Source organism: Trueperaceae bacterium (assembly GCA_031581195.1).
Classification (GTDB): domain Bacteria; phylum Deinococcota; class Deinococci; order Deinococcales; family Trueperaceae; genus SLSQ01.
Window position 1 is genome coordinate 13,298 of the sequence record JAVLCF010000031.1, and the last position, 8,707, is coordinate 22,004.

General features: G+C 75.4%; 11 protein-coding genes. 2 read left to right on the top strand and 9 right to left on the bottom strand.

Going from position 1 to position 8,707, the window contains the following annotated elements; all coding sequences use genetic code 11:
- Positions 1-66 precede the first annotated feature (66 nt).
- From argJ to RI554_04460, 4 genes are all read right to left on the bottom strand, one after another.
- A complete protein-coding gene (gene argJ / locus RI554_04445) occupies positions 67-1,233 on the bottom strand; it encodes a bifunctional glutamate N-acetyltransferase/amino-acid acetyltransferase ArgJ (protein MDR9391259.1) in 1,167 nt (388 codons plus the stop codon).
- Entirely contained in the window at positions 1,230-2,306 is a 1,077-nt protein-coding gene (gene argC / locus RI554_04450; GenBank protein MDR9391260.1) for an N-acetyl-gamma-glutamyl-phosphate reductase, read from the bottom strand. The genes argJ and argC overlap by 4 nt, the downstream gene beginning before the upstream one ends.
- Positions 2,303-3,250, bottom strand: a complete 948-nt coding sequence (gene argF, locus RI554_04455) for an ornithine carbamoyltransferase (protein ID MDR9391261.1) — start codon at positions 3,248-3,250, stop codon at positions 2,303-2,305. The genes argC and argF overlap by 4 nt, the downstream gene beginning before the upstream one ends.
- Positions 3,251-3,325: 75 nt before the next feature.
- Positions 3,326-4,492, bottom strand: a complete 1,167-nt coding sequence (locus tag RI554_04460) for a prepilin peptidase (GenBank protein MDR9391262.1) — start codon at positions 4,490-4,492, stop codon at positions 3,326-3,328.
- A gap of 50 nt (positions 4,493-4,542) precedes the next feature.
- On the opposite strand from RI554_04460, the gene RI554_04465 reads away from it, so the two are divergent.
- Entirely contained in the window at positions 4,543-5,076 is a 534-nt protein-coding gene (locus tag RI554_04465) for an OmpH family outer membrane protein (protein MDR9391263.1), read from the top strand.
- Positions 5,077-5,132: 56 nt separating this feature from the next.
- Here the strand turns inward: RI554_04465 and trmD are convergent, their stop codons facing one another.
- From trmD to ffh, 5 genes are all read right to left on the bottom strand, one after another.
- Entirely contained in the window at positions 5,133-5,882 is a 750-nt protein-coding gene (trmD, locus tag RI554_04470; GenBank protein ID MDR9391264.1) for a tRNA (guanosine(37)-N1)-methyltransferase TrmD, read from the bottom strand.
- Positions 5,879-6,427: a hypothetical protein gene (locus RI554_04475; GenBank protein MDR9391265.1), complete on the bottom strand. Its 549-nt coding sequence runs from the start codon at positions 6,425-6,427 to the stop codon at positions 5,879-5,881. The genes trmD and RI554_04475 overlap by 4 nt, the downstream gene beginning before the upstream one ends.
- Before the next feature lie 5 nt (positions 6,428-6,432).
- On the bottom strand, positions 6,433-6,663 hold the full coding sequence (locus tag RI554_04480) for a KH domain-containing protein (GenBank protein ID MDR9391266.1): 231 nt from the start codon (positions 6,661-6,663) through the stop codon (positions 6,433-6,435).
- A gap of 2 nt (positions 6,664-6,665) precedes the next feature.
- Positions 6,666-6,971, bottom strand: coding sequence for a 30S ribosomal protein S16 (gene rpsP, locus RI554_04485; protein ID MDR9391267.1), 306 nt, complete (start codon positions 6,969-6,971; stop codon positions 6,666-6,668).
- Between the two features lie 133 nt (positions 6,972-7,104).
- Positions 7,105-8,415: a signal recognition particle protein gene (gene ffh, locus RI554_04490; GenBank protein ID MDR9391268.1), complete on the bottom strand. Its 1,311-nt coding sequence runs from the start codon at positions 8,413-8,415 to the stop codon at positions 7,105-7,107.
- A gap of 102 nt (positions 8,416-8,517) precedes the next feature.
- Between ffh and RI554_04495 the strand changes: the two genes are divergently transcribed.
- Positions 8,518-8,707 (top strand): hypothetical protein (locus RI554_04495; protein ID MDR9391269.1); only part of this gene is annotated, 190 nt, incomplete at its 3' end.

Here is an 8,707-nt window from a genome sequence, read left to right on the forward strand (position 1 = left end):
GTCGATCTTGGTGCGGGCTTCGGGGGCGGCTTTCGGAGGGCGTCGAGGGGGGCGGCGTGGCGGCCCTCAGGTGGTGTAGTCCGCGTTGATGTGCACGTACTGGGTGGTGAGGTCGCACCCCCACGCCCGGCCGGCGCCCGCCCCGACGCCCAGGTCGACGTCGAGGTCGACGGCGGGCGCGTTCAGGTCCGCCGCGACGCGGGCGGCGTCGAACGGTGCCGGACCTCCGTCGTACACGACGTGCCCCTGCACCCGGACGCGCGCCGCGGCGGCGTCCATCGCGACGAGCGTCTGCCCGGCGGCGGAGAGGATCCGCCCCCAGTTCGGGTCGCGCCCGTGCACCGCGGCCTTCACGAGCGAACTGGACGCCACGCCCCGCGCCGCGCGGCGCGCCTCGACGTCGTCCGCCGCGCCTGCGACCCGGACGCGGAGCAGCGTCGTCGCGCCCTCGCCGTCCGCCGCGATCGCCTCGGCGAGCGCTTCGGCGACCGCCTCGAGGGCGACGAGGAAGGCGTCGGCGTCGGCGGGCCGCGCGCCGCTCGCGAGGACCACCGCCATGTCGTTCGTCGAGGTGTCGCCGTCGACGGTGAGTTGGTTGAAGGTGCGCGCCACGATCCCCGGCCAGGCGTCGCGCAGCGCCGCCTGCGGGATCGCCGCGTCGGTCGCGACGTACGCGAGCATCGTCGCCATGTTCGGGTGGATCATGCCGGACCCCTTCGCGACCCCCACGAGGCGTGCGCCGCCCGGAAGGGTGCGCTCCACGACCTTCGTCGCCAGGTCGGTCGTGAGGATCGCGGTCGCGAACGCGTCGGTGCCGTCCGGCGCGAGGTCGTCCGCGGCGGCGTCGATGCCGCTCCGGACGGCGCCCATCGGCATCGGGACCCCGATCACGCCGGTCGTGGCGGTCAGGACCGCGCCCGGGTCGACCGGCGCGCCGTCGCGACGCTCCAGGGCGGCGGCGGCGCGTTCGGCGAGCTCCGCGTCGTCGCGGGCGCCCGCCTCCCCGGTGGCGCAGTTGGCGTTCCCGGCGCTCACCACCAACGCCCGGACCGGGGCGTCCGTCGCGTGCAGCGACCGCGTGCGGGTGACGCACGCCGCGACGAAGCGGTTGCGGGTCGTCGTCGCCGCCCAGGCCACCGGCCGGTCGGCGACCAGGAGCGCCACGTCCGGCTTCCCGGAAGGCTTGACGCCGGCGGCGACCCCCGCCGCGCGGAAGCCCTCGGGCAGCGTCACGGCCAGCGCCCCTCGAGCGCCAGGCCGGTCGTCTCGGGCACCCCGGTCGCGACGTTGAACGCCTGGACCGCCTGCCCGGCGGCGCCCTTGCCGAGGTTGTCGATCGCGGCGAACGCCGTCGCCAGGCCGCGCGCCGCATCGAGGCGGACGGAGAGCATCGCGCGGTCCGAGCCGACCACCGCCTTCAGGTCGGGCAGGGCCTCCTGGACGTGAACGAGGGGCGCGTCGGCGTACGCGTCGCGCAGCGCACGCGCGAGGTCCACCTCGCGCACGTCCGCCGCCACCGGAAACGTGCAGGTCGCCAGGATCCCGCGCACGGTCGGGATCAGGTGCGGCGTGAAGCTCACCCGCAGCGGCGCGCCCGGCCCGTCGCGGCGGACGCGGACCGCCCCCTGCGCGGCGGCGAGCCCGAGGGTCCCCTCGATCTCCGCCAGGTGCCGGTGCGTGCCCGCCGGCTTGTAGGCCCGCGCGTTCTCGGCGAGCTCCGGATGGTGCAGCGCATCCGACGGGTGACGGCCCGCCCCGCTCGTCCCGGCGAGGACGGTGCAGACCGGCGTCGCGCCGGCCAGGTCGCCGCGTGCCGCGAACGGCAGCAACGCCAACGTCACCGCCGTCGCGTTGCAGCCCGGCGCCGCGAGCAACGCGGCGCCCGGCAACGCGTCGCGGTCGGCCTCCACCAACGCGTAGCGGGCCTCCTCGAGGTCGCTCGGGTGCGGGTGCTCGCCGTACCACGCCGCGTACGTCGCGGCGTCGAGCCGGGAGTCGGCGGACAGATCCACGACGCGGACGCCGGCCGCCCGCGCGGCCCGCACCCACGGCGCGGTCGCGCCGTGGGGCGTGGCGAGGAAGGCGACGTCCGCCCCGTCGAGGGCGTCGTCCGGCGTGACGAAGCGGGCGTCGCCCGCGCCGTCGACCGCGCCGGCGAGGTGCGGCCAGGCGTCCGCCACCGGACGCCCGGCGTACTGCCGCGAGGCGTAGGCGAGGTCGGCGATCTCGGGGTGGCGACGGAGGCGCCGAACGAGGCCCGCGCCGCCGTACCCGGCCGCGCCGAGCACCGCTGCGCGCACGCTCACGCCGGGTCGCCCAGCAGCGTCGCGAGGATCGCCTTGTGGGCGTGCAAGCGGTTCTCCGCCTGGTCGAACACCACGCTGCGCGGGTGGTGGACCGCGGCCTCGACCGTCTCCTCGCCGTAGTGGGCGGGCAGGTCGTGCATGAACACCCCGCGGGGCGAGAGGTCGTCGAACCAGGCGGGCGTCACGGTGTACGCCGCGAACGCCTCGCGGCGCGCCGCGGCGTCCTCCTCCTGCCCCATCGAGATCCACACGTCGGTGTAGAGGGCGTCCGCACCGCGCGCCGCTTCGCGCGGGTCGCGCACGATCTCGACGTCCGCCCCCCGCGCTCGCGCGGCGGCGAGGACGTCCGGGTCGGGGTCGTAGCCTTCGGGCGTGGCGATCACCAGCGACACGCCGGTCGCGGCGGCGGCGTTGACGTGCGAGTTGGCGACGTTGTTGCCGTCCCCGACGAACGCTACGCGGAGCCCGTCCAGGTCCCCGAAGGTCTCCTTGAGGGTGATGTAGTCCGCGGTCAGTTGGCAGGGGTGCAGGCGGTCGGACAGGCCGTTGATGACCGGCACCGAGGCGTGCGCCGCGAGATCGATCAGGGTGTCGTGCCCGTACGTGCGCGCCATCACGCCGTCCACCCAGCGCTCGAGGTTCTTCGCGACGTCGCGAATCGATTCGCGGACGCCGACCCCGATGAAGTTCTGGCTCAGCAACACCGAATGCCCCCCGAGTTGGAACATCGCGATGTCGAACGTCGAGCGGGTCCGAAGCGACTGCTTCTCGAAGATCATCGCCAGCGTGCGGTGCTCCAGCAGCCGCGGTCGGTCGCCGTTCCGCCACCGTCGCTTCGTGTCCACGGCGAACGAGAGGAGCGCCTCGAACGAGGCGGGATCCCAATCGGCGAGGGAGAGGAAGTCGTCCCCCCTCCGCTCCGACAAGCGCGCGGCGTCGGTCATGCGGTCACCTCCAGGCGACGGCGGGGGCGGCGCCCCCGCGCACGAGGGCGCAGGCTACCACGCGCCCCGCGCCGCTCAGCGCAGCCCGAGCCAGCCGAGGTACGCCGCGACCGCCGCGTCGCCGACCAGGAGCGCCACCAGCCCCCCGACCACCAGCCAGGGCCCGAAGGGGATCGCCCGGCCGCCCCCGGCCAGCCGATGCGCGACCCCGACGACCGCGCCGACCGCGACCGCGGCGAGGAGCGCCACGGCGGCCCCCTGGACCCCCAGGACCGCCCCGAGCAGGCCCGCGAGCTTCACGTCACCGAACCCCATGGCGATCGGTTCGTCCGCCCCGTCGTCGGGGGCGGGCGCCCCACGGGCGCCGCCGCGCGCGTCGCGGCGGAGGTCCACCAGCCACCAGACGGCGCCGCCGGCGAGCGCGACGGTGCCCGCCGCCCCGACGCTGCCCGCGATCGCCGCGAGGGGACCGACGCCGACCGGCGACGCGAGGAGGGCGGCGAGCCAGAGGGTCCACGCGACCGGTTCCGCGACGCGCAGCGTGCGGCGCGACGCCAGGTTGACGGCGATCGACGCGCCCGCCGCAAGGAGGCCGACGGCGAGACCGCCGGCGGCGCCGGCGACGGCGGCGACCGCGACCTGGTCGAAGCCCAGCGGCCAGAGGCGTTCACGGGTGTCGCGTCCGCGCCGCAGGGCGAGCCCCCCCAGGCGGTCGACCAGCACCAGGACGCCGGCGGCGAACGCCGCTCCCCACGCGGCCGCCGTCAGGTCGGGCAGGGCCGGCCCGACCGGGCGGGCGCCCCCGAACGCCGCGGCGGCGAGGAGCGCCGCCGCGAGCGGGGGGAGGGTGAGGACGTCGGGGATCTCCGCGTGCGCGAGGTCGACGAAGGCGACGCTCAGGAGCACGATCCAGATCGCGCCGAGCGCCAGTGCGACGCCGAGCCCGGACGGGAGCGGCGTCGCGACCGCCAGCGCGACGAAGCCGGCGGCGGCGAGCGCCTCGACGACCGGGTAGCGCAGCGAGATCGGGGCGCCGCAGTGGCGGCAGCGCCCCCGCAACGCCAGCCAACTCAGGAGCGGCACGAGCTCGCGCGGCGACAGCGGGTGGTCGCAGGTCGGACAGCGCGACCCCGGCCAGGCGACCGACCCCCCGCGCGGGAGGCGGTGCACGACGACGTTCGCGAAGCTGCCGAGGAACGCCCCGAGGATGCCGGCGTACGCCCACACCCACGGCCCGTTCACGCCGACCGCCCGACCCCGAGCGCGGCTGCGGGTGGTAGCGTCGGCGCGTGATGAACCGTACGCATGCCCGCACCCGTCCGCTTTCCGTCGTCTCCCTCGTGCGCGGGGCCCTCCTCGCGGTCGCGTTGGCGTTCGCGGCCGGCGCCGCCGCGCAGGAGGCCGGCGCGACCGTCGCCTTCGTCGATACGCAAGCGCTGATCTCCGCGCACCCCGCGCAATCCCAGATCGACCAGCTCAGCGGCGACCTCGACGCGGAACTCCAGGACCTCCTCGCGCAGCGCGCTGAGCTCGTCGACAAGCAGGCCGCCGAAGGCCTCACCGCCGAGGAACAGGAGCTGCTGCAGGCGCTGAGCGTCACCATCCAGACGCGCCGAGACGAGGGCCTCGCCGCCATCCGCGACGCCGCCGGACCGGCGGAGGAGGCGGCGAACGCCATCATTCGCGACATCGCCGAGGAGCGCGGGTACGCCCTCGTCCTGGACGTCGGGGCGGCCGCCGGCCTCGTCGTGTACGCCGGCGACGGCGTGCCGGAGTTCACGGACGACGCCGTCGCGTTGATGACCGAGCGGTTCCCGGCCGAGTGACGTTCGGCGGGGCCCCTCCGGGCCCCGAACGCGGCAGGATGCATCGGACCCGCCGGTCACGCCGGCGGGTCCGATTCGGTCTCGGCGGCGAGGCGCGCGAGGACGGCTCGGTCGTCGTCGGTGAGGTCGGCGGTCTCGAGCAGGTCGGGCCGTCGCGCGAGGGTCCGGCGGAGCGCCTGCTCGCGCCGCCAGGCCGCGACCCGTGCGTGGTGCCCCGACGTCAGGACGTCGGGGACCCCCACCCCGGCGTACGTCGCGGGGCGGGTGTACTCGGGGTAGTCCAGCAGGCCGGTCGTGAAGGAGTCCTGCCGGTGGCTGTCGGCGTCCCCGAGCACGCCCGGGAGGAGCCGCGCGACCGCTTCGATCAACGCGAGGGCGGGCAGTTCCCCACCCATCAGCACGACGTCGCCGAGCGACACCTCGCGGTCGACGAGCGTCTCGACGCGGGCGTCGAACCCCTCGTAGCGGCCCGCCAGCAGCACCAGGTGATCGAGGGTGGCGAAGCGCTCGACGTGCGCCTGCGTCAGCGGCGTGCCGGCGGGGGAGAGGAGGACCGTTTCGCTGGCGGGGGGCGCGTCCGCGCGCGATTCGGCGAGGGCCGCGCCGGCCACGTCGGCGCGGATCACCATGCCCGCCCCCCCGCCGTACGGGGCGTCGTCGACCCGCCCGGTGCGGTTCCCGGCGAACCGGCGCAGGTCCCGCACGCGGACCTCGAGGGGTCCGGCCTGGATCGCCTTCGCGAGGAGCGCATCGCTCAGGTACCCCTCGATCAACCCCGGGAACAGCGTGTGGACGGTGACGATCACGCGGGGTCCAGGAGCCCGTCGGGCGGGTCGAACAGGGTCACGCCGTCGTCGTCCTCGCGCACGTACGGCGCGGCGCGCGGCAAAAGCTGCGACGTGCCGTCCACCCGGACGCGGAGCAGCGGGTTGGCGGGGCCGCCCTCGAGCGCCTCCACGACCCCGACCTCCACCGGCGGTGCGTCCCCGCGGACCAGGAGGACGGGCCGTCCCACCTCGGCTCGGGCGGGCGCGGGGCTTCCGGCGGCGTCCTCGGCGGCGTCGGGGGTGGGCGCCCAGAGGGTCGCGTGCACCAGCTCGGCGGCGCGTTCGGCGGTGCGGACGCGGTCGAAGCGGGCGCGCCAGGCGTCCCCGTGCCGTGCGAACGCCTCGAGGTGGACGTCCCCCACCCCCTCGAGCCACAGCAGGGCGCCCCGCTCCAGGGCGTGGAGCAGGGCGGGGGCGGCGCCGTCGTCGAGGGGGTGCAGGCGGACCGCGCCCCGCAGGCCGTGGCGGCGTCCGACGCGCGCCGCCGGCCGGAGGCCGGTCGGCGGCCGAGGCGACCCGGTCACGCGCGTCAATCGATCAGGTGGACGTCCACCCGTTGGCGGCCGTCGGCGGCGGCGCGGGCCAGGGTCCGGACGGCGTTGATGATCCGCCCGTTGCGACCGATGATGCGGCCGGCGTCCGCTTTCGCGCAGCGCACCTCGATGCGGACGCCCCGCGCCCCCTCGTCGCTCGTGACCCGCAACTGCGACGGGTCCTCGACCAGGTTCCGCAGGACGTACTCGACGAGGTTCGAGGGCATGGTCAGCCGGCGGTCGCCGCGACGCGCTTGACGTACGCGTCGCTGCGCTTGGCGCGGACCGTGGGCACGTCGACGCCCTGCGACTCGAGGAGCCGGACGACGGATTCGGTGGGTTGCGCCCCGACCGACAGCCAGTGCGCGGCGCGTTCGGCGTTCAGTTTGAGCGACGCGTCGGTCGTCTCGCGCGGGTCGTAGTAGCCGAGTTGTTCGATGTAGTCGGCGGCGCGCTTCTTGCGGGCGTCGACGACGACGATGCGGTAGTGGGGGTTGCGCTTCGAGCCCATGCGCGTCAGGCGGATCTTGACCATGTACGTCTCCTCAAAGGGCGTGTGCGTGTCCGGGTCGGGATGCGGGCCGCGCCCGCGTGCTTCGCTCGGACCGGCGTCCGGTGCAGCAACTGAAGAGTGTACCGCGCGCCCCGCCCGGCGCGCAAACGGGCCGTCAGCCTCCGAACCCCGCCGGCAGTCGGCCGGTCTTCCCGGCCTTCTTCATCATCTTCTTCGTCGCCTCGTAGTTCTTCATCAAACGGTTGACGTCCTGCACCGTCGTCCCGGACCCGCGCGCGATGCGCCGACGGCGGCTGGCGTCGAGGACGCGGGGGGTGCGGCGCTCCGCGTCGGTCATGCTCGAGAGGATCGCCTCCACCCGCGCGAGTTCGCCCTCGTCGACGTCCGCGCCGGCCGGCATCATCTTCTTCGCGCCGGGGATCATGCCCAGGATCTCGCCGAACGACCCCATCTTCTTCAGTTGCCGCATCTGGTGCAGCATGTCCTGCAGCGAGAAGTCCTGCGGCCGTCCGCCGGTGCCGCCGTCCTCCGCGGCGTCCTCGAGCGCTTCGGCCTTCTCGATCAGCGTCAGGACGTCGCCCATGCCGAGGATCCGGCCGGCGATCCGCTCGGGGTGGAACGCCTCGAGCCCGTCGAGCTTCTCGCTGGTCCCGGCGTAGTAGATCGGGCGCCCGGTGACGTGCGTCGCGGACAACGCCGCTCCGCCCCGCGCGTCCCCGTCCATCTTCGAGAGCACCAGGCCCGACACGCCGACGCGTTCGTCGAACGTCCGCGCGACGGGGAGGGTCTGTTGCCCCGTCATCGCGTCGACGACCAACAGCCGTTCGGTCGGGCCGACCGCCGCGTCGAGGGCGGCCAGTTCCCCCATCAACGCCTCGTCGATCTCGAGGCGTCCGGCGGTGTCGACCAGCACCAGGTCGCGGAAGTCCTCGCGCAACGCCGCGTCGATCCGCGCCTTCGTCGTCTCCGGCGGTTCGCCGTCCGCGACCTTCAGGACCGGCACGCCGACGCGGTCCGCGAGCACCTCGAGCTGGTCGCGGGCGGCGGGGCGTTGGGTGTCGGCGGCGACCAGCAGCGGCCGGCGGCCCTTCGCCTTGAAGTGGTAGGCGAGCTTCCCGACCGTCGTCGTCTTCCCGGCGCCCTGGAGCCCCATCATCAGCCAGACGTTGCCGTCGCTGCGCAACTCCGGTTGGACGCTCTCGCCGCCCAGCAGCGTCTGCAGTTCGTCGCGCACGATGCGAATCACGCGCTGGTCGGGCGTGAGGCTCATCAGCGTCTCGTCGCCGATCGCTTCGGCCTCGACGCGCTTGACGAAGTCGCGCGCGACCTCGAGCGCCACGTCCGCCTCGAGCAACGCGACGCGAACCTCGCGCAGCGCGGCCTTGACGTCCGCTTCGCTCAGGCGTCCACGCCCGCGCAGCGATTGGATCGCTCCCTGGAGTCGGTCCCCGAGATTCTCGAACATGCGCCCTCCTCGGCCCCGGCAGCGTAGCGCCGGGCCGGGGGGCGGTCAAGGACGACGCGAACCGCGCTCGGGCGGCGCCCGGGCCGGTGGTACCCTCGCGCCGTGATGGCGCTCGACACGCGTTCGCGGTGGGGTCGGCGCGGCCCTCGCGCAGCGCGGGCGGCGCTCGCGGCGCTGGCGCTGGCCGCAGGCCTCGCCGGGGTGGGCCCGTCCGCCGCTGCGCAGGATGCCTCCGCGGTGCGGGCCGCCACCCCCGTCGCGACCACCCCCGTCGCGACCACCCCCGTCGCCG

Bases quoted from the DNA above. Each gene is read 5' to 3' on its own strand.
- argF (MDR9391261.1), bottom strand. From the start codon at position 3,250: ATGACCGACGCCGCGCGCTTGTCGGAGCGGAGGGGGGACGACTTCCTC.
- RI554_04465 (MDR9391263.1), top strand. From the start codon at position 4,543: ATGAACCGTACGCATGCCCGCACCCGTCCGCTTTCCGTCGTCTCCCTC.
- RI554_04480 (MDR9391266.1), bottom strand. From the start codon at position 6,663: ATGCCCTCGAACCTCGTCGAGTACGTCCTGCGGAACCTGGTCGAGGAC.
- rpsP (MDR9391267.1), bottom strand. From the start codon at position 6,971: ATGGTCAAGATCCGCCTGACGCGCATGGGCTCGAAGCGCAACCCCCAC.
- ffh (MDR9391268.1), bottom strand. From the start codon at position 8,415: ATGTTCGAGAATCTCGGGGACCGACTCCAGGGAGCGATCCAATCGCTG.